Annotated in this window: 17 protein-coding genes; 8 read left to right on the forward strand and 9 right to left on the reverse strand. The window is 60.5% G+C overall.

Annotated features, from left to right (window positions below; genetic code table 11):
- Positions 1 to 40 precede the first annotated feature (40 nt).
- Positions 41 to 640, reverse strand: coding sequence for a CoA pyrophosphatase (locus ACP6KB_RS21870; RefSeq protein WP_442109344.1), 600 nt, complete (start codon positions 638 to 640; stop codon positions 41 to 43).
- Between the two features lie 133 nt (positions 641 to 773).
- Here ACP6KB_RS21870 and ACP6KB_RS21875 point away from each other — a divergent pair, with 133 nt between their 5' ends.
- From ACP6KB_RS21875 to ACP6KB_RS21890, 4 genes are all read left to right on the forward strand, one after another.
- Complete coding sequence (locus ACP6KB_RS21875; protein ID WP_442109345.1) at positions 774 to 1,328, forward strand: NUDIX hydrolase; 555 nt, start codon at positions 774 to 776, stop codon at positions 1,326 to 1,328.
- A gap of 19 nt (positions 1,329 to 1,347) precedes the next feature.
- Complete coding sequence (locus ACP6KB_RS21880; protein WP_442109346.1) at positions 1,348 to 1,905, forward strand: L,D-transpeptidase family protein; 558 nt, start codon at positions 1,348 to 1,350, stop codon at positions 1,903 to 1,905.
- Between the two features lie 178 nt (positions 1,906 to 2,083).
- Positions 2,084 to 3,805: a ShlB/FhaC/HecB family hemolysin secretion/activation protein gene (locus ACP6KB_RS21885; protein WP_442109347.1), complete on the forward strand. Its 1,722-nt coding sequence runs from the start codon at positions 2,084 to 2,086 to the stop codon at positions 3,803 to 3,805.
- A gap of 30 nt (positions 3,806 to 3,835) precedes the next feature.
- On the forward strand, positions 3,836 to 8,380 hold the full coding sequence (locus tag ACP6KB_RS21890) for a hemagglutinin repeat-containing protein (protein ID WP_442109348.1): 4,545 nt from the start codon (positions 3,836 to 3,838) through the stop codon (positions 8,378 to 8,380).
- A gap of 105 nt (positions 8,381 to 8,485) precedes the next feature.
- On the opposite strand, the gene ACP6KB_RS21895 is transcribed toward ACP6KB_RS21890, so the two are convergent.
- Positions 8,486 to 8,797: an NGG1p interacting factor NIF3 gene (locus tag ACP6KB_RS21895; RefSeq protein WP_442109349.1), complete on the reverse strand. Its 312-nt coding sequence runs from the start codon at positions 8,795 to 8,797 to the stop codon at positions 8,486 to 8,488.
- Positions 8,798 to 8,799: 2 nt separating this feature from the next.
- Positions 8,800 to 12,699 carry a phosphoribosylformylglycinamidine synthase gene (gene purL / locus ACP6KB_RS21900; RefSeq protein ID WP_442109350.1) on the reverse strand — a complete coding sequence of 1,300 codons (3,900 nt, stop codon included), beginning with the start codon at positions 12,697 to 12,699 and terminating at the stop codon, positions 8,800 to 8,802.
- Between the two features lie 245 nt (positions 12,700 to 12,944).
- On the opposite strand from purL, the gene mltF reads away from it, so the two are divergent.
- Entirely contained in the window at positions 12,945 to 14,405 is a 1,461-nt protein-coding gene (gene mltF, locus ACP6KB_RS21905; protein WP_442109351.1) for a membrane-bound lytic murein transglycosylase MltF, read from the forward strand.
- Between the two features lie 80 nt (positions 14,406 to 14,485).
- Here mltF and tadA read toward each other — a convergent pair whose 3' ends face one another.
- The 4 genes from tadA to ACP6KB_RS21925 form a co-directional block, all read right to left on the reverse strand.
- The gene (gene tadA, locus ACP6KB_RS21910; protein ID WP_442109352.1) at positions 14,486 to 14,968 is read right to left on the reverse strand and encodes a tRNA adenosine(34) deaminase TadA; all 483 of its coding nucleotides are present in this window, start codon (positions 14,966 to 14,968) and stop codon (positions 14,486 to 14,488) included.
- Positions 14,968 to 16,347, reverse strand: a complete 1,380-nt coding sequence (locus ACP6KB_RS21915; protein WP_442109353.1) for a multicopper oxidase family protein — start codon at positions 16,345 to 16,347, stop codon at positions 14,968 to 14,970. Before ACP6KB_RS21915 ends, tadA begins: the two co-directional genes overlap by 1 nt.
- Positions 16,348 to 16,475: 128 nt before the next feature.
- Positions 16,476 to 17,954 carry an APC family permease gene (locus ACP6KB_RS21920; protein WP_442109354.1) on the reverse strand — a complete coding sequence of 493 codons (1,479 nt, stop codon included), beginning with the start codon at positions 17,952 to 17,954 and terminating at the stop codon, positions 16,476 to 16,478.
- Between the two features lie 55 nt (positions 17,955 to 18,009).
- Positions 18,010 to 19,503, reverse strand: a complete 1,494-nt coding sequence (locus ACP6KB_RS21925; protein WP_442109355.1) for an aldehyde dehydrogenase — start codon at positions 19,501 to 19,503, stop codon at positions 18,010 to 18,012.
- Between the two features lie 245 nt (positions 19,504 to 19,748).
- Here ACP6KB_RS21925 and ACP6KB_RS21930 point away from each other — a divergent pair, with 245 nt between their 5' ends.
- The 3 genes from ACP6KB_RS21930 to ACP6KB_RS21940 all read left to right on the forward strand — a co-directional run bounded on the left by ACP6KB_RS21930 (position 19,749) and on the right by ACP6KB_RS21940 (position 21,781).
- Positions 19,749 to 20,504 (forward strand): FadR/GntR family transcriptional regulator, encoded by a 756-nt coding sequence (locus ACP6KB_RS21930; RefSeq protein WP_442109356.1) that lies wholly within the window; start codon positions 19,749 to 19,751, stop codon positions 20,502 to 20,504.
- On the forward strand, positions 20,501 to 21,226 hold the full coding sequence (locus ACP6KB_RS21935) for a cache domain-containing protein (RefSeq protein ID WP_442109357.1): 726 nt from the start codon (positions 20,501 to 20,503) through the stop codon (positions 21,224 to 21,226). Before ACP6KB_RS21930 ends, ACP6KB_RS21935 begins: the two co-directional genes overlap by 4 nt.
- Before the next feature lie 69 nt (positions 21,227 to 21,295).
- Positions 21,296 to 21,781 carry an ester cyclase gene (locus tag ACP6KB_RS21940; protein WP_442109358.1) on the forward strand — a complete coding sequence of 162 codons (486 nt, stop codon included), beginning with the start codon at positions 21,296 to 21,298 and terminating at the stop codon, positions 21,779 to 21,781.
- Positions 21,782 to 21,874: 93 nt separating this feature from the next.
- Here ACP6KB_RS21940 and ACP6KB_RS21945 read toward each other — a convergent pair whose 3' ends face one another.
- Positions 21,875 to 24,487, reverse strand: coding sequence for a dermonecrotic toxin domain-containing protein (locus ACP6KB_RS21945; protein ID WP_442109359.1), 2,613 nt, complete (start codon positions 24,485 to 24,487; stop codon positions 21,875 to 21,877).
- Positions 24,488 to 24,651: 164 nt separating this feature from the next.
- Positions 24,652 to 25,929 (reverse strand): DUF4303 domain-containing protein, encoded by a 1,278-nt coding sequence (locus tag ACP6KB_RS21950; RefSeq protein WP_442109360.1) that lies wholly within the window; start codon positions 25,927 to 25,929, stop codon positions 24,652 to 24,654.
- Positions 25,930 to 26,536: the final 607 nt, after the last annotated feature.

A 26,536-nucleotide genomic window follows, 5' to 3' on the forward strand; every position in this document is an offset into this window, starting at 1 on the left:
TAGTTCCTCACGGTCCGGCAGTGGTGGCGGGTGAGCCCGCTCAAATTGGAATGAAGCGCTCAGGCGGTTGATGCAGATTGATCCGGGCATCGTAAAGCAAGTTGACCAGCTCGACGATCATGATCGCCGACAAGCCCCAGATTTTGTACTCGCCAAAGCGATAGCTGGGCACATACCAACTGCGCCCCTGGTAATCGATACGGTGGGTGTGGTCACGCGGATCCTGGCGGAAGAACTCCAGCGGCACGGTAAACACTGCGGCAATTTCCGCATCATTGGCCTGGTATTCGACGAAATCGGGTATCAGCCCGACGAAAGGCGTGACCTTCAAACCATGCAGGGAGATCAGCGGGCTCAAGGGACCGATGATTTCCACCAGCCCGGGCGGCAGGCCGATTTCCTCTTCAGCTTCGCGCAAGGCGGTGAATACCAGATCTGGGTCTTCCGGGTCGCGGCGCCCGCCGGGAAACGCAACTTCGCCACCATGGGTAGACAGCCCCTTGGCGCGCAGGGTCAATACCAGCTCAGGCTCTTCACTACGGGTAATGGGCAATAACACCGCTGCCTCGGGAAAACGACGATCGGTTTCCAGGGTGCCCGGCGTATGACTGCTCACGCGGCGAAGTAGCTCGTCCAGCATTGCTCTCTCTCGATTCCAAAGCCCGGTCTGCATGATGCACCAAAGCCGCGAGTCGCCCAAGCCCCGAGGTGAACCGGCTTGCAGCCGCAGCGAAAGTCGCGCAAAGATAAGCACAACCTATAGGAATAAAAGCATGAAATTCTGTAGTGCGTGCGGTAATCCGGTAATTCAGCGCATACCCGAAGGCGATACACGTCTGCGCTATGTGTGCGAGCACTGCCAGACCATCCATTACCAGAACCCCAATATCGTCGCGGGCGTGTTGCCGACCTGGGGTAGCCAGGTGTTGTTGTGCCGCCGGGCCATCGAACCGCGCCGCGGTTACTGGACCTTGCCGGCAGGTTTCATGGAGAACGGCGAGACCCTTGAGCAGGCCGCCCGTCGCGAAACCATCGAGGAAGCCTGCGCCCGCGTCGGGGCAATGAGCCTGTATCAGCTGTTCGATTTGCCACACATCAACCAGGTGCATGTGTTCTTTCGTGCCGAACTCGCCGACCTGGCGTTTGCCGTGGGCGTCGAAAGTCTGGAAGTGCGACTTTTCGACGAAAGTGAAATCCCGTGGGATGAGCTGGCTTTCCGGACCGTCAGTCGTACCCTAGAATGCTATTATCGCGACCGCATCGAGCAGCACTACCCGATTGGCAACGAATGTTTGCCGCCCTTGCTCGTTCCGTCACTCAACACCTAGTTCTCAGGGATATCGTTTCATGCGCTGGTTGCTTGCCCTTTTCTGCCTCAGTGTGGCTTCGGTGTCACAGGCAGGGTTTACCGAAACGATTGTGACCAAGCCTATCCAGAAGGTCGCGCCCTCCCCGCTCAAACCCACACCCGGTACGCCTGCGCTGATCGAAAAGATCCTGGTGATCAAGTCCGAACGTCGCCTGCAGCTGATCAGCGGTGGCTCCCCCCTGAAAACCTATCGCATCTCGCTGGGCAAGCAGCCCAAAGGCCCAAAACTGCAAGAGGGCGACAAACGCACGCCTGAAGGCCTTTACTGGATCGACTGGCGCAAGGAAAGTGACCGCTACAACCTGGCCATGCATGTGTCCTACCCGAACATCAGTGATTCGGCGCGGGCCCGACGTGAAGGCGTACCGCCTGGTGGCATGATCATGATCCACGGCACACCGCTGGATGAAGAATACCCCGAAGAATTCTTCCATACCCTGGACTGGACCGAGGGCTGTATCGCCATGACCAACCGCGACATGCGTGAGGTCTGGGACATGGTGCCAGACGGCACGCTGATCGAAATTCGCCCTTGATCTGACCTCCGCATCTCCCTTCCGGCGCTTGCGCCGGAAATTCCCTACCCGGTTCAAGCTTGAGCCTTACCGGCTGATCGGCTTCGTACCGCATCCATACGAATAGCAGCGTCCATAGAATCCGTGCAATCGGATTGCCTGGTGTGTTTTCAGCACCCACTACCCTGGACGCTACTGTATGCCCACTACCCTACGCCGCACCGCTGCACGCCTTTGCCCGCGGCAAATAACCTGCCTGGTCCTGGGCATTGTGGGCTCGCTTGCGTGGACGGCGCAATCAGCCAACGCTGACAGCCTGCCCGCCGTGCAACAACTCCAGGACCTGCGCCTGCAGCGCGAACAGCTGGAGCAACGCCAGCGCCTGCGAACGCTACAACGCTCGGATCAACCCGCACCTGCCACAGCTAACGCCGACGCACCTGCCCCGGCCGACAGCGGCCCCTGCTGGCCTGTGCACGGGGTCCGCCTGGCCGGCAATCAGCAGCTGTCTGCTGCCGAGCTCGCCGACACCTTGCGGCCGCTGATCACGCCGTGCATAAGCGCTGCCCGGATCAACCAGATGCTCAAAGCCATTACCCAGCACTATGTCCAGGCCGGGTATGTGGCCAGTCGCCCCTACCTGGCCAGTCGCCCGGTGGCCGGAGGCACGCTGGACATCGTGATCGTCGAAGGTTTTGTCGAGTCGATCGAACTGAGCGGGCCCGACCTGCCCCTTTCACTGAACAGCGCCTTCCCAACCCTGCTGGGCAACCCCTTGCGCCTGACCGAACTGGAACAAGGCCTGGATCAGTTGAACCGCCTGAAAGCCTTTGACCTGGGCCTCGACCTGCTACCCGGCAGCAGCGAAGGCGCGACCCGGGTGGTGGTGGTCCCCCGCCAGATAAACCGCCGCTGGCACCTGGGCAGCAGCGTCGACAATCGCGGTAGCGAATCGACCGGGCGCGAGCGCCTGAGCTTCAGCCTGGGCCTGGACAGCCCGCTGCAGCTCAATGACTTCCTGCAGCTTTCTACCAATACCACCGTGCACACCGGCCCCAGCTACAGCCGTGGTTACGGCATTTACTACAACATCCCTTACGGCGCCTGGAGCTATGCACTGGGCTTCAACCAGGTGCACTACCAGGCACCACTCCCCGGTCGCGACCTGCGCAGCAGCGGCCGAAGCGACTTCTACAGCCTGGGCCTGGAGCGCAGCGTATGGCGCAACCAGCGGGGATTGCTCAGCGCCAGCCTGCGTCTTGAGCACAAGCGCCTGGACAATCGGCTGGGCGATCAACGCCTGCACGTGCAAAGCCCGACACTCACCAGCATTGAGGCAGGGCTGAACGCTCTCTGGCTCGAAGACGGTCTGTGGAGTGCTTATCTGGGCATCAGCCAGGGCGTGGACGGGTTTGGTGCCGACCATGACGTTTTGTTTCGTCACGCTCCGCAACCACACTTTCGCAAGTACCGCGCAAGCCTCCTGCACCTGCGCCAAGGCCGAGATCCGAGCTGGCCGTGGCGCTGGCAAAGCGAGCTGAACCTGCAATACAGCCCCGATGCCTTGCCCGCCGTCGAGCAGCAACTACTCAGCGACAGCACCGGCGTACGCGGCTTTCGCCAGCAAGTGATTTCCGCTGCCAGCGGTGCGATCTGGCGCAACACCCTCAGCCAGCCTCTGGCCCTGGACCTGCCCCGCGGTCTGGTGCTGCGCCCACAACTGGGCGTGGACATGGGCTGGAGCAAATTTGACCACGGCAAGCCGCCGCAACGCGCGCTCGGTGCCCACAGTGGCGTTGAACTGAGCCTGCCCGGCAGCCGCCTCACCCTCGACTACCAGCGCGCGCTGTATGCCAGCGCAACACACCGCCAGCAGCTCGAATCGGGCTATTGGCTGCTGGAGTGGGTACTGAACATCTGATGTCCACAACAACAAAGAGAGACGACCCTGATGTCCACCAAAACGCGGCAACCTTGTGCACCCCTTGAGCGACTCAACCCCAATCACCTGCGCTGGGTGATTGCCCTGACCCTGCTGACACCTTACGTCAGCCTTGCAGACAACGGCCTGCAAGCCGCTAGCGGAGCGAGCGGTACCCCCTTGATCAACAACCAGCATGGCGTGCCGGTGATCGACATCGTTGCCCCCAACGCCAACGGCCTGTCGCACAACCAGTTCCTCGACTACAACGTCAACAAGCCCGGTGTGGTGCTCAACAACGCGCTGCAAGCCGGACAGTCACAGCTGGCTGGTGCCCTGGCTGCCAACCCGCAGTTCCAGGGGCACGCGGCCTCAACCATCCTCAATGAAGTGATCAGCCGCAACGCCTCACGCATCGAAGGTGCGCAGGAAATCTTCGGCCGCCCGGCCGACTACATATTGGCCAACCCCAACGGCATCACCCTCAACGGCGGCAGCTTTATCAATACCACCCGCGCAGGCTTTCTGGTCGGCACCCCTGAGCTTGAGAACCAGCGCATCAAGCACCTCGACACCCGCACGGCCAGCGGGACCTTGACGATTCTCCAGGGTGGCCAGAGCAACCTTGACGGTGCGCTTGACTTGATCGCCCCACGCATCTACGGCGTGGGGCCGTTGACTGCTGGCGCGGACCTGAACCTGACGGCTGGGCGCAACCTGATACGCGACACTGATCGCCAGGTGCTCGAACACCTCGCCGCCGCCACTGGCAGCCTTGACGCCAGCCTGCTCGGCGCCATGCAGGCCGGGCGGATCCGCATCGTCAGCACCGCCGAAGGCGCCGGTGTGCGTGTAGGGGCACACCTGCAAGCACGCGAAGGCATCGCCATCGACTCAAAGGGTGGCCTAGAGATCAGCGGGACGGCACAACAGCGAAGCCGTCTGAGCACCGAGCAAGGCGCGGTGAACTTGCACGCCGCAGACGATCTCAGCATTACTGCTGTTGAGGTCAAGGGACCACAGATCCACGCCGAGGCCGGAAACAACCTGACCCTCGACACGCAGGTACGCGAGGCAACCAAGCGTGACCGTGACCACTACAAGAAGCGCTGGTTGTTCGTCACCACCGAAACCTTCAACCGCGACACCACCCGCACCGACCGCGAGCATCAGGGCAGCCAGTTGCACGCCAGCCAGGACATCAACCTGAAGGCCGGCAAGGACATCAATCTGCTTGCCGCCAACGTCCGGGCCGAGGGTGATCTCAGCGTCAACGCCGGTGATGCACTGAACATCAGCGCCGCGATCGACAGCCATCAAGTCGACGAACAGATCCGTCATCGCAAACACCTGTGGCGGGGCGATAAGAACAGCAGCAAATACCAGGAGAAGGTCAAGGCCAGCGAGTTGTCCGCCAGGCAGATAGCCCTGACGTCGGGGGGGCAGACAAAAGTGCAAGCAAGCACGCTGACCAGCAGCGCGGATATGACCCTCAAGGCTGGCGCTGTAGAGGTCAGCACAGTGTCCCTGAAAAATACCAGCCAGACCAAGGACTACGGTGGCGATCTGGTCTCCGGGAGCTTTTTTGGCAAGGACGGAAAAACCGACGCCGAGGGGCAGACCGCCAGCGGCAGCACCCTTCAAGCTGGCGGCGCACTGACAGTAATGGCCGACCAGGTTCAGATCAAAGGCTCGAAGGTCAACAGCAAGGGCGATGCGCTGCTGCTCAGCGAAAAAGGCTTGTTGACGGTCGAAGCCGCGCAAAGCCAGTCCACCGTCAGTCAGCAGGAGAACGACAGCAAACTGTTCGGGCTGATCGCCGATAAAACCCGGCGCGAGGAGCAGCACAAAGACGTGCTGATCAGCGACCTGGATTCGCAAAGCAACCTGCGCCTGGCCAGCGCCGATGAGCTGCGTGTACTCGGTGCCAAGCTCAACGCCAAACAGCAACTGCAGCTGCAAGCCGAGAAAGACATTACCGTCAGCGCGGCCGAGCAATCCCAGAACGTCACCCGCCACCAGCAAAGCCAAGGTTTCACCGCCAGCGCCGGCCAAGTGCCGCTTGCCGGTGAGGACAAGCCCGACTCGCACCAGTACAGCGCCTCGGTTGGCTATAACGTGAACACGGTGGAAAGCACTCAAAACGAAACGACACAGATCGCCAGCACCCTTTCCGCCGGGAGCGTGCAAATCGAGAGTAAAAAGGACGCCAACCTCCAGGCGGCAACCATCAGCACCACCGCAGGCGACCTGCAAATCACCGCTCAGAACGTCAACCTTGCAGCGCGTCACAACCAGCAATCAACTACCAGCGAACCCCGTCAAAGCGGCGGCAACCTCAGGGTCGGCGGGGGTATCGACAACATCAATAGCGCCTTCGAGGGCTACCACAAGGAAAAAAACCTTGAGGAAAACGCCAGCCAGGCGCAACGCACCCAGTTGGCTGCCAGTGGCAACCTGAACATCACCACCGGCACACTGATCAGCGAGGCCGCGAAACTGACTGCAGGCAATGCCTTGGTGATTAACGCCGACACCGTGGAAAACCGTGCGGTAGACGACACCAAGAGCTCCCGACTCACAGAGAAGAACTGGCAGGCCAGCCTGGGCGCCAGCGTTGCTTATCAAGACCTGACCCGCCCGATTGAAAACCTGATCCTTGGCAAGGAAGCCAGTCGCTTCCAACAGGCCTCGGTTGAAGATGCACTGACAGCGCCAAGCCTGGGGGCCGAACTCAACGGCGCGCACCTGAACCGCGCCTCAACCGAACAATCCAGCAGCGCTCAGGTCAGCGAACTGAAAGGCGCCAGCATCGCCGTCAAAGCCGACACGCTCAACGACACAGGTACCCGCTACCGAGCAGAACAGGGACCACTGTCGATCCAGGCTGGAGCGCACAATTTCGCCGCCGCACATGACAGCAGCAGCAAAACCATCAATCGCCTGGATGTCGAGGGCACCGTCCGCGTCGACACCACCACCGGCAGCGATGTCAACGTGCGCCTCTCGGGCAAAGGCGGCTCGCTGGAGCACGTCGAAACCAAGCTCACCGCCCGGCCCGGCAGCCTGTATGGGCAAACCGGCATCCAGATTCAACTGGGGAGTGACGGCGTCTACGAAGGCACTCAATTCGATGCCGGCGACGGCGCATTGAAACTGCTGGCCGATGGCAACCTGCACCTGAATCAGGCCAACGACAGCCAGCACAGCAGCGTGAAACAACTTGAAGGCAACGCCTGGGCCAAAGGCGGTAACACTCCGGTCGGCAAAGCCCTCGACCTGCGTGGTTACCTGAACCACAAGACCCTCGACAGCACCGACACTCAGGCGCGGGTCGCAACAATAGATGCCAAAGGCGACGTACAACTGCAAGCCGGGGGCGATCTGCAACTGACCGGCACCCGGATCGGCACCAGCACTGCCAACGTCAACAACATCGACTTGAGCAGCACCGGCAAACTTCAGGTCAAGGCAGCCACCGATACCCACAAAGCCCAGGGCAACACCCTGCGTGGCGGGCTGGAACTGCAAGCCAAAGGCACCACTGATGGCAAGGGTGGAGCCATTGGCGGGCACTTCGGTAACGGACGCATCGACGAAAACAGCAGTACGGCCAGTGGCGCCCAGTGGTTTGCCAAAGAGCAACTGACACTTAGCAGCGCCGCCTCACAAGCTGACGCCGTGCACCTGCAAGGGGTCAATGCTACCGCTAAACAGGTGAATATCAGCGCCAACAACGGCGGTATGCTGATTGAAGCAGCCAGCAGTTCGGAGCAGCGCAATAACCTCAACATCACCGCGGGTGCCGGATTCAACGCCGCTCCCGGTGCAACGTCTGAGCAAAACAAGCGCGGTTTGCATGGCCGAGTACAGGTGAACATCGACCGCCGTGACAACCTGACCTACGAAAACAGCCAGTGGCGCGCCGGGCAGATCACCCTCAGCAGCCTGGCGGACACTCGCCTGCAAGGGGTTCGTATGGACGCCGAGCGCATCGGTGGCCAGATCGGCGGTGACCTGCAGATTGCCAGCCTGCAAGACCGCGTCAATGCGTTGAAGGTCGAGGTGGACGGACGACTGAGCAAGGAGAAGAACCCGCAAGGCTATACCAACGCCGCCAACGCACTGGCCGGGCCGTTGAGTGGCAAAACCGACAAACATGTCGGACCTGTCGTGCAGGCAGTCGAACCAGGCTTGTCGCCAACATTGAACGTCAAGGTCGAGCACACCCAGCGTGAAAGCGTTGCCAGTCAGGCTGTACTCAGCGGCCGAGACGGCATCGCCCTGGCGGTCGGAGGCGAAACGACGCTCACCGGTGCGCGCCTGCAATCGGTTGCAGGCAAGGTTGAGTTGGGTAACGGAGCGGTAACTCAAGAAACCCTGAACGGCCGCGACTACCGCCGTGAAGTGGGTATCAACGCCTCTAACGCACCCGTCGATCTCACCACCGGTTTGATCGATGCGTATCGTGGGTCAAGCGGCACTGGAGGGGAAAACAGCGTGGATCTTGGCGTGCTTCGCACCAGCGGTCATGACCGCAGCACTACCCTGGCATCAAGCATCACCCAGCGCTGAGGCTGCTAAGGCAATAACCGGTAGGAGCGGGCTTGCCCCGCGAGGCGATGTGGCTGAAGGACCGCTATCGCGGGGCAAGCCCGCTCCTACTCCCGATTTCCGGCCTCAGAATTCGGCGAGCTGCCAAACCTCATAAGCCGGTGTTTCATAAGGATGAGCCTGCTTGAGTGCAGCAACCACCGGCCTGATCAGCGCGTCAGCCACCACCAACTCCACCCGCCACTCTTCGACCTGTTCGACCACCCCGCTCTGCCCGATGAACGGCTGGCTGCCGTCCAACGGGCGGAACTGACCCTGGCCCAACACCTGCCAGGCACAGCAGTCGTAGTCGCCGATGCGTCCGCCGCCAGCGGCGAACACAGCGGCCTTGACCACTTCTACATGGCTGGTCGGGACGAAGAAGGCGAGCTTGTACACCCTTAGTTCACCCAGACCCGCGCATTACGGAACATACGCATCCAGGCTGCGTCTTCGTTCCAATCATCCGGACGCCAGGAGTTCTGCACCGCACGGAACACCCGCTCAGGGTGCGGCATCATGATGGTGACGCGACCGTCGCGGCTGGTCAGACCGGTAATACCGCGCGGCGAGCCGTTCGGGTTGGCCGGATAGGTTTCGGTGACCTTGCCATGGTTGTCAACAAAGCGCAGCGCTACGCAACCGGACAGGTCCGCCTGCAGCAGGGCTTCCTCGCTTTCGAATTCGGCATGGCCTTCACCGTGGGCGATGGCGATCGGCATGCGCGAACCGGCCATACCCTGCAGGAAGATCGAGTTCGACTCCTGAACCTGAACCATGGCCACACGGGCTTCGAACTGCTCGGAGCGGTTGCGCACGAAGTGCGGCCAGTACTCGGTACCCGGAATCAGCTCGTGCAGGTTGGACATCATCTGGCAACCGTTGCACACGCCCAGGGTAAAGCTGTCGGTACGCTCGAAGAAGCCCTGGAAAGCGTCACGGGCACGGCTGTTGAACAGCGCCGATTTCGCCCAGCCTTCACCGGCACCCAGCACGTCGCCGTACGAGAAGCCGCCACAGGCCACCAGGCCTTTGAACTCATTCAGGTCGACACGACCGGCGAGGATATCGCTCATGTGCACGTCGATAGCGTTGAAGCCCGCGCGGTCAAAGGCTGCAGCCATTTCGACCTGACCGTTGACGCCCTGCTCACGCAGGACCGCAACCTGAGGACGCACGCCTTTCTTGATGTAAGGCGCGGCGATGTCGTGGTTGACGTCGAAGCCGAGCTTGGCGCTCAGGCCCGGATTGTCTTCTTCCAACAGACCGTCGAACTCTTGATCAGCGCAGTCGGCGTTATCACGCAGGCGCTGGATCTGGTAGCTGGTTTCAGCCCACTGACGTTGCAGCAGACGACGGTCGCCTTTGAACAGTTCTTCACCAGCGAACTTGATCAGCACTTCGCTGTTGTTGATCGGCTGACCGATCACCGCAACGCAGTCTTCGCCCAGGCCGGCAGCACTGAACTGCGCCAGCACTTCGCCGGTAGCGTCCTGGTGTACCTGAATGACCGCACCCAGCTCTTCGTTGAAGAGGATGGCGGCGATCTTCTCGCGTTTGCTGGTCAGGGTGTCCAGTTCCAGCTCCACACCGCAATGACCGGCAAAGGCCATTTCCAGCACGGTGGTCATCAGACCGCCGTCGGAACGGTCGTGGTAGGCCAGCAGATGACCGTCGGCGTTCAGGCCCTGGATCACGGCGAAGAACGCTTTGAGGTCTTCAGCGTCGTCGACGTCCGGTGCCTGGGCACCCAGCTTGCCATGGGTCTGCGCCAGGATCGAGGCGCCCATGCGGTTCTGGCCGCGGCCCAGGTCGATCAGGATCAGATCGGTTTCACCCTTGTCCATGCGCAGTTGCGGGGTCAGGGTCTTGCGAATGTCGGTCACCGGGGCGAAACCGGTAACAATCAGCGACAGCGGCGAGGTAACGGACTTCTCGGTGCCCTCTTCGCTCCACTTTGTCTTCATCGACATCGAGTCTTTGCCGACTGGAATGGTCAGGCCCAGCTCAGGGCACAGGTCCATGCCGACGGCTTTGACGGTGTCGTACAGACGCGCGTCTTCACCCGGGTGACCGGCTGCAGACATCCAGTTGGCCGACAGTTTGATGTCGGAGAGTTTTTCGATGCGCGACGCGGCCATGTTGGTCAGCGTTTCACCGATGGCCATGCGGCCCGACGCCGGGGCGTCGAGCAGGGCCAGCGGGGTACGCTCACCCATGGCCATCGCTTCACCGGTGTACACGTCGAAGCTGGTGGCGGTGACGGCAACGTCGGCCACCGGAACCTGCCACGGGCCAACCATCTGGTCGCGGGCAACCAGGCCAGTAATGGTGCGGTCGCCAATGGTGATCAGGAAGCTCTTGCTGGCTACGGCCGGGTGACGCAGCACGCGCTCGACCGAATCTTTCAGCGCCAGCGTGCTTGGATCGAAATCGTCGCCCACTTCCGCCTCGCGGGACACCGAGCGGTGCATGCGTGGCGGCTTGCCCAGCAGCACTTCCAGCGGCATGTCGACCGGGGTGTTGTTGAAGTGGCTGTCGGTAACGGTCAGGTGCGCTTCTTCGGTGGCTTCGCCTACGACCGCGAACGGGCAACGTTCACGCTCACAGATGGCCTTGAAGCGCTCGAAGTCGCCCGCGCTGACGGCCAGCACGTAACGCTCCTGGGATTCGTTGCTCCAGATTTCGTGCGGGGCCATGCCCGGCTCGTCGTTGGGCACGTTGCGCAGCTCGAAGCGACCACCGCGGCCACCGTCGTTGACCAGCTCAGGGAAGGCGTTGGAAATACCGCCAGCGCCAACGTCGTGGATGAAGGCGATCGGGTTGTTGTCGCCCAGTTGCCAGCAACGGTCGATGACCTCCTGGCAGCGGCGTTCCATTTCCGGGTTTTCGCGCTGTACCGACGCGAAGTCCAGATCAGCGGAGCTGGCGCCAGTGGCAACCGAAGAGGCTGCACCACCACCCAGGCCGATCAGCATGGCCGGGCCGCCGAGCACGATCAGCTTGGCACCGACGGTAATCTCGCCTTTCTGGACGTGATCTTCGCGGATGTTGCCCATACCGCCAGCGAGCATGATCGGCTTGTGATAGCCGCGTACTTCTTCACCGTGCGGGGTGTTGATCGACTGCTCGAAGGTACGGAAGTAACCGGTCAGGGCCGGACGGCCGAATTCGTTGTTGAATGCCGCGCCGCCCAGCGGGCCATCGACCATGATGTCGAGGGCGTTGACGATGCGCTCAGGCTTGCCGTACGGCTTTTCCCACGGTTGCTCGAAACCCGGGATACGCAGGTTGGAGACGGTGAAACCGGTGAGGCCAGCCTTGGGCTTGGCACCGCGGCCGGTGGCACCTTCGTCACGGATTTCACCACCGGAACCGGTGGACGCGCCGGAGAACGGCGAGATGGCGGTCGGGTGGTTGTGGGTCTCGACCTTCATCAGGATGTGCACCGGCTCCTGCACCGCGCCGTACTGGCGGGTGTCAGGGTTCGGGAAGAAACGCCCGGCAACACTACCGACGATCACCGAAGCGTTGTCCTTGTAAGCGGACAGCACGCCTTCGTTGTGCATCTGGTAGGTGTTCTTGATCATGCCGAACAGGCTCTTTTCCTGAGCCTGGCCGTCGATGTCCCAACTGGCGTTGAAGATCTTGTGGCGGCAATGCTCGGAGTTGGCCTGGGCGAACATCATCAGTTCGATGTCGTTCGGGTTACGCGAAAGGCCCTGGAAAGCGCTGACCAGGTAGTCGATTTCGTCTTCCGCCAGGGCCAGGCCCAGGTCGACGTTGGCTTTAGCCAGTGCAGCACGGCCACCACCGAGGATGTCCACCGAGGTCATCGGCTTGGGCTGGGCATGGCTGAACAGACCGGCGGCATCTTCCAGACGACCGAGAACGATCTGGGTCATGCGGTCGTGCAGCTGCTGGGCGACGAGGGCCGCGTCGGCCTCGCTCAACTCACCGGCGACGTAGTAGGCAATGCCACGTTCCAGACGCTGGACGTTTTCCAGGCCGCAGTTGTGGGCGATGTCGCTGGCCTTGCTCGACCAGGGCGAGATGGTGCCGAAGCGTGGCATCACCAGGAACAGGCGACCGGTCGGCTCCTGTACCGGTACGCTCGGGCCGTACTTGAGCAGGCGCGCGAGCACTTGCTGTTGGTCGGCAGTCAGATCGCCGTCAACCTCGGCGAAATGAGCGAATTCAGCGTACAAACCACTAACAGCGGGGACTTTCTGACTCAATTGCTCGAGTAATTTACCGTGGCGAAAGGCAGAAAGGGCAGGAGCGCCGCGCAGGATCAACATCGTCGGGACAGCCTCAGGAAGGGGGTGTGCTTAGAGGCCGTGCATTCTAGCCTAAATCCGAGGCTTTCGGCACCCGCAACACAGCATTCTGACGCGGCCGCGTGTCGGCGGATCAATCCGGACTCGGGGGTCAAAAAACTGCCTGCTCCGCGCGGTTCCCTCGGCGCTGAGGCAAACCGTGCTAGCAGACAAGCAAATCGTTGTCGAGATATGGCGGGGCCTGTGCTTTGCGTATACTGCAACCTATGTTCGCCCAAACTGCTTTGCGCCAGCGCTGCGCCAGATGGCTCATCGCAATCGGACTCTTCCTGATGCTCGGTGCCTGTGTTGAAAAACCCAGCACCCTAGAGCGCGTCAAGGAGGACGGTGTACTGCGCGTGATCACCCGCAACAGCCCGGCCACCTACTTCGAAGACCGCAACGGTGAAACCGGCTTTGAATACGAGCTGGTCAAACGCTTTGCCGACGAACTGGGCGTCGAGCTGAAGATCGAAACCGCCGACAACCTCGACGAGTTGTACGACCAGCTCGGCAAGCCCTCCGGCCCGGTGCTGGCTGCAGCGGGCCTGGTCAGCAGCGAGCGGCGCAAGGCCCAGGTACGGTATTCGCACCCCTACCTGGAAGTGACCCCGCAAATCATCTACCGCAACGGCCGCTCACGCCCGACCAATGCCAAAGGCCTGGTCGGCAAGAAGATCATGGTGCTCAAAGGCAGCTCGCATGCCGATCAACTGGCAGAGCTGAAAAAGCAGTATCCGGCGCTTGAATATGAAGAATCTGACGCGGTGGAAGTGGTTGACCTGCTGCGCATGGTCGATGAAGGTCAGATCGACCTGACCCTGGTGGATTCCAACGAATTGGCGATGAACCAGGTGTATTTCCCCAATGTACGGGTAGCCTTCGACCTCGGTGACTCGCGCGACCAACGCTGGGCAGTGGCGGCCGGTGACGACAACAGCCTGCTCAACGAGATCAACGAATTTCTCGACAAGGTTCAGAAGAACGGCACTCTTCAGCGCCTGAAAGACCGTTACTACGGCCATGTCGATGTGTTGGGCTACGTCGGTGCCTACACCTTCGCCCAGCACCTGCAGCAGCGCCTGCCGCGCTATGAAAAACACTTCAAGGCATCCGCCAAGAAAGAACAGGTCGATTGGCGCCTGTTGGCCGCCATCGGCTACCAGGAATCGATGTGGCAGGCTGAAGTCACCTCCAAGACCGGCGTCCGCGGGCTGATGATGCTGACCCAGCGCACCGCTCAAGCCATGGGCGTGTCCAACCGCCTGGACCCGGTGCAGAGCATTCGCGGTGGTGCCAAGTACTTCATGCATGTGAAGGAACAGCTGGACGACTCGATCAAGGAACCGGACCGCACCTGGTTTGCCCTGGCGGCCTACAACGTCGGCGGTGGTCACCTGGACGACGCACGCAAACTGGCCAAACGCGAAGGTTTAAACCCGAACAAGTGGCTGGATGTGAAGAAAATGCTACCGCGCCTGGCGCAGAAGCAGTGGTACAGCAAAACCCGCTACGGCTATGCCCGGGGTGGTGAGCCTGTGCATTTCGTCGCCAACATCCGCCGGTATTACGACATCCTCACCTGGGTGACCCAGCCGCAGCTGGAAGGCAGCCAGGTAGCCGACGGCAACCTGCACGTGCCGGGCGTCGACAAAACCAAACCGCCTGAAACCACCCCGCCCCTGTAGGAGCGGGCTTGCCCCGCGAAGCAGCTTCACTGACCCACCGCAATCGCGGGGCAAGCCCGCTCCCACAGTTGTGATGCAAGTCAGGCTTTGGCGCGGCGCGCCTTGAAGAACTCGGAGAGAATCGCGCCGCATTCTTCTGCCAGCACCCCTCCCTCGAACAATACCCGGTGGTTGAGAAAGCCCTGGGTAAAAAACTGCCCCTGGCTCTGCACCACGCCCGCCTTGGGCTCCAAAGCCCCGTATACCACCCGGGCAATGCGCGAATGGACAATCAAGCCGGCACACATGCTGCACGGCTCCAGCGTCACGTACAGGGTGCTACCCGGCAGACGATAGTTGCTCGCCGCCTGGGCAGCAGCACGGATCGCGACCATTTCGGCATGGGCACTGGGATCGCTGCCGCTGATCGGGCAGTTGAAACCGCGGCCAATCACCTGCCCATGCTGCACCAGCACCGCACCCACCGGCACCTCGCCCATGGCCGCGCCCTGCTGCGCCAGTTCCAGCGCCTCGCGCATGAAGGCCTGATCGCGGCTGCGGTCGATGATCTGTGGTTGACGCATCAAACCACCTCGATCGCGGCCATCAGGCCGGTTTCCATGTGGTCGATCACATGGCAATGGAACATCCAGGTGCCAGGGTTATCAGCAACCAGCGCCACCTGAGCGCTCTCGTTCTTGCCCAGCAGGTAGGTATCGGTGAAGTACTGCTCGGGGAATTTGTGCCGGTTCGAGGTCAGTACCTTGAAACTCATGCCATGCAAATGGATCGGGTGCTGGTACTGAGTCATGTTCTTGAGCTCGAAAATATAGCTCTTGCCCTTTTGCAGCGTAGCAATCGGCCGCTCGGCACAGGTTTTGTCGGTGATGTCCCAGGCCTGGCCGTTGATCTGCCAGAGGCTTGGCGGCTTGCCGTTCTGAGTGTTCACCGACACCGAGCCTACCCATTCAAAATTGAAGTTGAGCTTCTCGGCATTGGCCAGGTCGGGCTCGGCAATCGGGTTGGCCGGCAGGGCTGGCGGCCAGTCACCTGGTGCCTCGCTGCTGGCCACTGAACGCAAGGTACCCAGGCGCACCGAGCCATCGCGCAACGACAGCTCCTCACCGGCAGGTGGCATCTTGATCGCCAGGCAAATGCGCATGCCCGGGCCAAGCCAGTAATCCTTGCCCAACGGCCGTGGGCTGATCGGGTTGCCATCGAGCGCGTAGATCTTGGCTTCGAAATTGCCCTTGAGGTTGATCCGGTAAGTCAGGGTGTTGTCGAGGTTGAGCAGGCGCACCCGCACGATTTGCCCTTCGGGCATCTCGACCACCGCATTGGCCTGGCCATTGATGGTGATCAACCGCCCGGCCGTGCCACCACGAGCGGCTTCACGGGGGATGCTGAACGGCAGGTAGGCGCCCTGCTCGTCCACATGCCAGTTTTTCAGGCTCAAGGTGCGTTCATGCTTGAAGCCGGTAGGCTCACGCTCTTCAACGATCAGCGGGCCCACCAGGCCTTTGCCGAGCTCTTCGGAGCTGTTCACGTGCGGGTGATACCAGTAACTGCCGGCATCCGGCACGCGGAATTTGTAATCGAAATATTCGCCCGGCAACACCGGCAGTTGCGAGACGTACGGCACCCCGTCCATTTCCAACGGCAGGCGAATGCCGTGCCAGTGAATGGTGGTGGCCACCGGCAGATGGTTAATAAAGCGCACCCGCAGCCATTCGCCCTGGCGCACCCGCAACTCGGTGCCCGGTGCCGACGGGCCGAACGCCCAGGCCTCGGTTTTATGCCCGGAAACCAGTTCGACATCCAGCGGTGCGGCAATCAGCTCGTAATCATGCCCGGCATTCGGGTCGGTGCGCCCCAACCAGTAACGGGATGCGCCACCGGCGCCCAGACCGATTGCCACCAGGCCGGTCAGGCCACCGAGAATTTGTCGCCGGGTAAAAGACATGCAGCACGTACCTCGTATTGCCAGAAACAACACGCCGGCACCTTGCCAGGTACCGGCGATGAAGGGCGAATACGATACACCTGCAATTGCGAAAGATTAAGTGAAGAGTTGCCGCAGGGCCTGACGCCTCAGTTCCTGTGCAACGTCCAGGCATCGGCAAACGGTGCCGAGCCTTTGTCGTAGGGTTTGAACATGACCATGTAGACCAGGCCAATGCCAATCACCACCGCCGACGTCAGCACGATGCCGTAGTTGCTGTACCACGGCGCATCCGGGGTACGTGGCCAGGACATGTTGATGATCGCCAGCAGCCCGTAGACCAGCGCCAGGATGTTCACGATCCAGCCCCAGCCGCCGAGGGTGAACTGGCCGGCAGGTTTCCAGCCTCGCAGCCGGGCAAACAGCGCGCCGCCAACAATCATCTGGAAGGCCAGGTAAATGCCGATGGCGGCAAAGCTGACGATGATGGCGATGGCATTTTCCAGGTAGAAACCGGCGCAGACGATGGCCGCCGGAATCACCCCACAGGTGATCAATGCCGCCGTGGGCACACGGGTATTGGGGGACAGGCGCTTGAGCACGCCGCTGCCCATGACCATTTCGTCGCGGGCAAAGGAGTACAGCAAACGGCTGGCCGCCGCCTGCAGGCTCAGCACACAAGAGACGAAGGAAACGGTGATGACCGCTGTGACGATCTTCCAGCCGGTCGGCCCGAAGGCGTTGCCCATGATCGTCGACATCGGGTCTTTGTCTTCGCCAGACAACACCTTAGCAATGTCCGGAACCGCCAGAATCAGTGCCAATGCGGCGAAGATCGCTGCACCGCCACCGATGTAGATGGTCATGCGCATGGCCTTGGGAATACGCTTGCTCGGGTTTGGCGTCTCCTCCGCGACATCACCGCACGCTTCAAAGCCGTAATAGAGGAACATTCCCGCCAACGAAGCGGTGAGGAACGCAGGCCAGTAGCTGCCATCGATGCTGATGTCGAAGGTATTGAACAGCACCGACAGCGGCTGATGACGCTCGAAGATCAACAAGTAACCGCCGATCACCAGCGCGCCGAGCAACTCGCAGATGAACCCGAACATCGCCACTCGGGCCAGCAGCTTGGTGCCGCTCAGGTTCAGCAAGGTTGCCATCACCGTCAGCGCCAGCGCCACAAAGGTGTTGGTCACCGGGCTCGGTTCGAAGCCCAGCATCGCAGCGATGTAAGGGCCAGCCCCGAGAGCGACGGCAGCAATGGTCACGCACAGTGACACCGAATAGATCCAGCCGACCATCCATGCCCAACGCTTGCCCACCAGACGCCGGGCCCAGGGATAAACACCACCGGAAATCGGAAACTGCGATACCACCTCACAGAAAATCAGGCAGACCAGCATCTGCCCGAATCCAACCAGCAAATACGACCAGAACATCGGCGGCCCGCCTGCCGCCAGGCACAGGCCGAACAGCGTATAGACGCCGACGACCGGTGACAGGTAGGTGAAGCCCAGCGCAAAGTTTTCCCACAGGCTCATGCTTCTTTCGAAGTTCGAGGTGTAGCCAAGCGCCTTGAGCTGGGCGGCATCGCGGTCCGCTGCAGTAAATTCGGGACTGTTCATGTTGTTATCCTGAGGACAGGGTCCTGTCGGCTGTTATTGTTTTTGCTGTGCAGACTTACAACTTGATCCAGGTCGCTTTGAGTTCGGTGTACTTGTCGAACGCGTGCAGTGATTTGTCGCGGCCATTGCCCGACTGTTTGAATCCGCCGAACGGCGCCGTCATGTCGCCGCCGTCGTACTGATTGATCCACACACTACCGGCGCGCAGGGCTTTGCCAGTCAGGTGAGCTTTGGAGAGGTCGCTGGTCCACACCGCCGCCGCCAGGCCGTACGGCGTATCGTTGGCGATGGCGATGGCTTCTTCGGCGCTATCAAAACTGATCACCGAGAGCACCGGGCCAAAAATTTCTTCCTGAGCAATCTTCATGGCGTTGCTGACGCCATCGAAAAGGGTGGGCTCGACGTAGGTGCCACCGGTTTCCTGCAGTGTGCGCTTGCCGCCCAGCACCAGTTTGGCGCCGTCGTTCAGGCCAGATTCGATATAAGACAGCACGGTGTTCATCTGCTGGTTATCGACCAGGGCACCGACGTTGGTTTGCGGGTCCAGCGGATTGCCCGGCGTCCAGCCTTTGAGCGCCTCGACCACCAGTGGCAGAAAGGTGTCTTTGATCGAACGCTCTACCAGCAGGCGCGAACCGGCGGTGCAGACCTCGCCCTGGTTGAAGGCAATCGCGGCGGCGGCCGATTCGGCGGCGGCCTGCAGATCGGGAGCGTCAGCGAAGACGATGTTCGGGCTCTTGCCGCCGGCTTCCAGCCAGACGCGCTTCATGTTCGACTCACCGGCGTAGATCAGCAGTTGCTTGGCGATTTTGCTCGAACCGGTGAACACCAGCGTATCGACATCCATGTGCAGGGCCAGAGCCTTGCCCACGGTGTGACCATAGCCTGGCAGCACGTTGAATACCCCGGCAGGGATACCCGCTTCGATGGCCAGCTGGGCAATACGGATGGCGGTCAGCGGAGACTTTTCCGAGGGTTTGAGAATCACCGAGTTGCCGGTCGACAGCGCCGGGCCGAGTTTCCAGCAGGCCATCATCAGCGGGAAATTCCACGGCACAATGGCGGCGACGACGCCCACCGGCTCGCGGGTCACCAGCCCGAGCTGGTCTTGCGCGGTGGCCGCCACTTCGTCGTAGACCTTGTCGATGGCCTCACCACTCCAGCTCAGCGCTTGCGCAGCACCCGGCACATCCACCGCCAGCGAGTCGCTGATCGGTTTGCCCATGTCCAGGGTTTCCAGCAGCGCCAGCTCGTCGGCGTTGGCTTCGAGCAACGCGGCAAAACGCAGCATGATCTGCTTTCTGTCCACCGGCGCCATGCGCGACCAGACGCCCGAATCAAAGGTGGCGCGGGCCACTTCAACAGCACGATCGACATCGGCGGCAGAGCAGCTGGCAACCTTGGCCAACAGGCGGCCATCTACCGGGCTCATGCAATCGAAAGTATCTCTGTCGATGCTGTGGGTGTAGTCGCCACCGATAAATGCGCGCCCTTCAATCTTCAGTGCCCGTGCGCGAGCTTCCCAAGTGCCAAGCGTTGGAGTGGTCATGACGGTACTATTCCCCTGTGTCGATGCTCATGCCTGTCAGCGCTGCCGGGGGATCCCGGAGCCAGGCTTTTTGTTAAACATATGAAACCGTATCTTATGTTCAAAAAACTGCCAAACTGCGTGTCGTTTTTGCCTGAAAACGACACGTATCGGACTGTTAACGGCTTGAAACAGGCTTTTTTGTTGCATGACACGCGGTAGATGTCTAAAAGAAATCTAGTTCCATATTTTTTGCGGCGACCAGGATGACTGAAGCGAATAAAGTGAACCGCCTGTCTTTGTTACAGGTGAGCCAGGAAGGCAAACCCGAGGAAGTCGCTCGCCGCCTGATCGAGGTCATCGACCTCGGTCTGATCAGCGAAGGCGAGCAATTACCCAGTGAAAGCGAGCTGGCCAGCCGCTTCGGCGTGGCCACCGTTACCTTGCGCGATGCCTTGGCGATCTTGCGCCAACGAGGCGTTGTCGCTACTCGGCGCGGAAGAAATGGCGGCAGTTTTGTCTGCGCCCCGGTGGAGGTGTCCGATGAGTTTCTCAACGCCAGGCTGAGCGCCATGAGTTCGCTGGAACTACGCGATCTGTGCGACGAGCAGATCGCTATTTCCGCCACCGCCGCAGCCCTTGCCGCAAGCCGCTCCTCCAGCGCCCAGCAGCAACGCCTGGAGCACTTCGTGACAGCGCTGCAGGAGGCCACCAGCCGCAGCGAACTGCGTCGCGCTGATGCGCGTTTTCACATCGAAGTGGCGGTGGCCGCGCAATCGGTGCGCCTGACCCACGCAGAAATGCGCCTGCAGTCAGAGATCGGTGAGCTGCATTGGATCTGCACCAGCGACCTCCAGAAAAACACGGCGCTGGCCGAACACCGGGCCATCCTCCAGGCAGTCGTGGCCGGAGAATCCAACCTGGCCAGTGCACTGACAGAGGCCCATGTCAAAGAAGGCATGAAGCGCTTGATGGATTTGCGCTTCCAATTGCTGGCGCAGCAAGAGAGCAGACAGTCATGATCGCAACACCACAAAGCGATGAAGTTCGCCAGTGCACCCAGCGCCTGGAACAGGTGTTCAGCACCATCTTCGAGCAACTCGACACCTTGGCCGAACAGGTGGTGACGGTGTGGGACGCACTTGCCGTCGAGGGTAGAAAGCCCACCTCCAAAGACCTGGCGTTTCTGCAGACGACCATCGAGCAGCGGCTGTCAAACAACGACACCTACACCCACGGCACCGGCGTGGTGGTGGAACCGGGCGAGCTTGCCGATCAAGAACTCTTCCTTGAATGGTTTTATCGCCCGGTCAGCGGCAAAATCGCGCCGCTGATGCTTAACTTCAATCGCCAGAGCGAAAGCTTCTACAACTACCAGGGCATGCCCTGGTTCACCCGGCCCAAGTCGACCTTGCAGCCATCGGTCGAAGGGCCCTTCGTCGACCTCTACGGCACCGAACTGTATGTACTGGCCTTCTCTGTACCGATCGTCGCAAGCGGGCATTTTGTTGGCGTTGCGGCAGCAGACATTGCCATGCACGAATTCGATCAACTGCTCACCCGCTGCCTGCTGCGCATGAACAATGAAGCGTTCATCATCAACGGCGAAGGCCGCATCGTCGCAGCGAACTCCACCAACTGGTTTGTCGGCAACATGGCCAGTCGCCCGGCCGCGGCCAAGGTGCACAAGCTCAATCCACTCTCGATTGACTGGTCGCTGGTGGAACTGCCAACGCCGCGCTAGGGCGCTGCATGGCTGGGCAAAACCGATTTGCGCGTTTCTAACAACAGCAATAATCGAAGAGGAAATACCATGCAGCGGCTATCGCTTCGCCTTGTCAGCCTCCTGGCCATTCTCCTGTTTACCCAGTTGTCGTTTGCAGCGGATAAAGACAAAACCCTGGAGGTCATCACGGCCTACATGAGCGCCTGGAACAAACACGACCCTGATGCGGCGGCACAGTATTTTGCCGAAGACGGGGAGTTTCTCGATGCCTCCGTCGGAGTGCCAAAAGTCGGCAGAGAAGCGGCCAGGGTCGAGGTGATCAAACTGTTTATCGATGCCGTGCCAGACCTGAAATGGAAAATGCTCGGGCAGCCGATCGTCGACGGCGACAACATCGCCTTCGAGTGGCAGTTCGACGGCAACAACACCGGCGCCTGGGCGCCCGAGACACCGGCGACCAACAAGCCGCTGTCGTTCAAGGGCGTGAGTTTCATCAAGCTCAAGGACGGCAAGATCGCCTCGCAGCATGACTACTACGATGCGTTGTCGTTCAACAAACAACTAGGCTGGTAACCGTCGGTAGGAGCGGGCTTGCCCCGCGATGCGGTGAAACAGACGAATCGCAATCGCGGGGCAAGCCCGCTCCCACCGTTCGCAATTCAGGGCCTAGAGCCTGGGGTGAACTACACCTGGCGGTGCGGTGGCCGGGTCGAGGAATTCAACGGGCGTGAGCCTGGTCTGTAGCGCCAGCCGCAAATCACCCTGCACGATGCCATCGGGATTGCCCATGCTAGGCAGGAAATACTCGCCTGGATCAAGCGTTATACCGGTCGCCTGCCCAGGGCCGGCATCAACGATACGCAAGCCGGGCACCCCTTGCAGCTCGGCGACGCCGGGTACTTTTTTGTAGAAGTTGCTGTGCGTATTGCCGACCAGGGCTACCCATCGCTCAGTGGGCCTGGCGGCCTCTCTGATCGAAATCGTCTGATGGGCGTAGTAATTCATCATTTTCTGGCGCAACGGGTTACCCCAATACACCGCATCCAGCCCGTCCAGCCGATAGCTCGCGACACAGTCGATCGCTTGCACACTGATTCGGTTGGCTCGCGCCTTTCTCACCAGCTCCAGAAAGTTGTAGCGAGCACCCGGGTCAGTGAAATGGCCCTCATCCAGTTCCCGCAGGTAACCCTCCAGGTTGCGCGTCATTCGCCCGGTACGGGCAAAGGCATCCAAGTCGAGTTGGTGCATGTCGCTCATCACGTGCTCAAGATAGAGCGTGCGTACTCCGCTGTCATACAACGGTTTGAAGTTGTCCATCAGCCAGCGCTTACTGGCGACCGAGGCATGCGACTCTCCAATCACCAGGCCTTTATGCCGCTCAAGCAACTCGATGAACGCCCGTTGTGGTGGAACCGATGCGGCAGGCTCCGTCACTTCGACGTAAGGCAATTCGGGCCAGCCGGCAAAGAATCCACTGGCATCTTCACTCAACTGTTGGCGGACTCGCTGCAAGCTGTCGCACACGTCATTCAAGGGCGACTGCGGATCAAAAAAATCACCGGAGAGCATCCGCCGGTTACTCATACTGATCAGTTCACGCATGGCCGGACGGGATCTGACCGGTACCTCATAGCTCCCTGCTGGAACCTCGAAAGCCGAATAATCAACAACTTCAGCTGGCGGCTCAGGCGTCAATCCGCCCAGACACTGGCCGCCACCGCGCAAGCAGGGAGACTCGAACACTTCCCACTGCCCCGCCTCATTCATACGGACAGGAATACCGCCCGCGAAGGAAAACGGATCTTCCTCGGCAACAATCATCCAGCTGCCCAGCGTCGAGTCGTAACGCACGCGATACGACAGTCCGGACATCTCGATGTATTGCCCACCATCAGCAAGGGTACTGACACCCCGCAAGGAGCCTGCCGCGGCGGGAGGAACATTGACCAGCGCATTCCCAGTAAAATCTTCCAAGGCTTGCTCGGAACTGCTGCCCAACGGAATCAGAAAGGGAAGATTAAGCACTATGTCGACACTCGCCAGAATCGCTCCCAACACACCTGCGTGGCGCTCTTCAATAGTGTCGCCATCAACCGCCTGCTCAGCGTTCAGCGCTACTCGGGCTACCCCAACCGCAACCAGCAACAGCGCCAGCGGCCAGCCCGCCGGTACCATAGGGCCAAGCAGGCGAGCCACTGCATTGAGGTAACCGATCCACAATTGAACGCGTAACTCGGAATTGGTACGCAAGACCGCGTCGACTTCGTTGCACATACGCTGCCTGGCGCTATCACGAACCCAGGTAAACACCTCGCCTCTGATCGGCTCCCACCGCACGTGCGCAGCAAACTGCTCGACACTTCCCTTCGCAAAGCCCTGTAGCTGGCTGCGCAATGCTCGCAGGCTTTGCGACTCAGCGGTAAAGTGCGCCAGCAACTGCTCAGTACTGTCGGGCACCTGAAGCCAGCCGAACAGGTACTCAGCCAGTGCCTGCTCGCTGTCGAACCCCTTGAAAGACGGTACGTTACCCGGCAAGTAAAGGACGTGATGGCCGTCCTGCACCTGCAGCCAGATCGCGTCAGTGGATGGCTTGCCGCACAGGCTCAACGTGCCAATCTGGACGCCCGCCTGCGGCGGTTGCATCTGTTCGAAGTGCTGCAGTTGTGGGGCGATGCCACTGTCGAACCCAATAGCGTCGAACACCTGCTGCAACTGTAATGCGTCCAGTTGCCCGCTCAAGCCCGCTTGCAAGGCTTCAGACAAATAGTTGAGCTTGGCCAGGGTGCGAACATCGTCGCTATGATTCTCCCAGAACGTGGTTGCTTTACGTTGGTATACGGCACCGAAATCCAGCACCCAAAACGCATTGAGAACGCGCTGAGGTTCCAGGCGCACCTCATTGCTCTCGTCGTAATAACCGGCCTCGGGGCCCTCAGAATAGAAACCACCGTACGTAGACAGCAGGTCCGAAGCGTCCTGATCACCGACACGAAATCGCCGTATGACCAACTCGGTCAAGCTCAGCGATTGCTCCGGGGGACCGCCGTGCTGCCAGCCGGTAAATGTCCTGCTGCTGCTCATTGCCCCGGTAAAGCGATGCCAATAGACCTGATCCGGATCCAATTCGGGCAGACCTTCAGCACCGAGCAGATCAAGCGCAGCCTGACGAGCATCTGCCTTCATGTCAGGGAAGGCGAGCACCACTCGCCGGGCAATCGCCGAGAGTTCGTTGTGCAAGGTCAACGTCAAAGATGTTTCGTTCATCGCAGCGGCTTCCATGTTTAGGGAAGCCCACTGTGCGATTTCTCAAGGCGCCACGGCGTTACATGTTTACTGCGTTAAAAAAACGCTTTCATTGTCTACGGCGCCTGGCATTTTGACTCTGTCTGGCTCCCACTGCTCAGAATCAGACTCCAGCAACCGCCCGACCGGGCACACGCTCATCACCGAGTTGAATCGGTAAGATGAGCCAGGCTGGGTTTCATAGCCTTCAGGCCAAGGCCCGCGAGGTGCCGCACCTGCTCATCGGTATCCTGTGTTGCCAGGCGTAGTGCCTCGACGGCTCGAAGCGTGTCGTCGGGCAGCAGGCCACGGTTATTCAATCCACTCACAGCATGACGACGAATGGCTACGTGTGGTGAAAGCAAACCGCGCAAGGCTTCGCTGACATCGGCCGTGGTGGTATCGATCCGGCCGTAGACGTCTTCAAGGGTCTCTTCAACAGCAGCCCGAAGCTCTGGACGCTGATCAAGCAAGCGCTCAACGGGTGTGTAGTTCAGCACCGGTGGCTGCACGCCCCGCCAGCGGAATCCGTCAAAGTTGGCGCAAATCCCCGCGACAGCGACGTCGGGCGCTTGCTGCATAAGCCAGTCGAAATCCTCAAGGTAACCCAAGGCATTTGTGCACCAGTTGCGGGTCGACTGCTTACAGGCCTCAATCGCCTGTCGGCGCAGGGCCTGGATGACGGGCTCTTCAGCCATGCCGGCCAGCCCGAGAATACGCGCGGCAGCGCTAGACGCTTTGTGCCCGTTGAGCCGTTCGATAAGCGCTGCCTGTGCGGGACGGCCGTTGGCAATCAGCCAGCGCTCTGCGTCTTCCCCCGAAATGCCCTCCAAACAATGTAAGCGGCTGACGTAGAAGGCGACCTGCTCGGCAAGCGGCAAGGCAGCAACATCGCGCAAGGTGTTTTCAATGGCCAATTCAACAGGGAAATTATCCTCGAACTGTTGGCGGGTCATGCTGCGCTTGGCCAAAGGCATATAGCCAGCAACGTCATGAAAAATCACCACGAAGCCTGGCGTCACACCAGGATGCTGACTGAAATGGCGGCCCAGCGACCTGGCGGCACGACTAACGGTGACCAGCAAGCGTTGCTCAGCCGCTTGCCATTGGCGCGGGCCAAGCCGATTGGCGTGGGTTTGCAACTCATCATCGAGCCGCGTGAACGGCTCACCCGCGCAGATTTCCCAATCCCAGCGCCAGTCCGCCGGGTTCCACTTCACCGAACTGAAGCTTTCATCTTCCTCGTCGGGGTAGTCTTCGCTGAGTGCTTGCAGGCTGTTTGCGGCAAAGCTGGGCAGCGACAGAACCGCCTCTTCTTCTCGGTAGCTGGCATGAAACGCTGCGGCGTACAAAGGGCTGCCCTGCTTATCGAGCAGCGTTTGCAGTGTCTGTCTGGCGGCGTCGAACAGCGCCTGTTCCAGAGCCTTCCAATTCATCATTCAGGTCCTTGCTGACAAATGAGTTCAGCCGAGCAAATCGAGCATTCCCTCAAGGGTGTTTTCCAGGCGGGCTAATTCAATGTGCTTGCCATCGCCATATTCAGCGATATGCAGCGCACATTCAACGATCACCGTGAGCCCCAATGGTGCTCGATGGCCGGGGTATTTGCGCAGCAGGACGTTGAACCTCGAGTGATCGAAGCCCGCGAAGGCCGGATGTTGGGTGTCGTGCTGGATGTGTATGTCTCCAGCGATGGCCGTTGACGGCTGCAGGCTTCGAGCACTCTTGCGATGGTCTCAGTTGCTCCTGGGAGCCTCTGGCTATTGCGTTTCAGTGGGCTGTAGCACTTCGACATCATCGCCAGCGAAATGCTCAGTGGTTACAGGTGCATTGGGATGCATCGAGTGTGAACCGTTTCTCCCGACTAACTGGGTATATCCCAAGGCGTCATCGTCAGCGATTTGTTCGGTGGCTATAGGCGCGTTGGGATGCATCGAGTGTGAACCATTTCTGACGACGGCCTGGACAAATCCAGATTCGTCGTCGACAGCGTCGTAGGGCTCTGCAAACGCTGTCATGCACGATGCCGTGAGTAGTGCAAAGGTC

Source organism: Pseudomonas sp. NUPR-001 (genome assembly GCF_052147955.1).
Lineage (GTDB): Bacteria > Pseudomonadota > Gammaproteobacteria > Pseudomonadales > Pseudomonadaceae > Aquipseudomonas.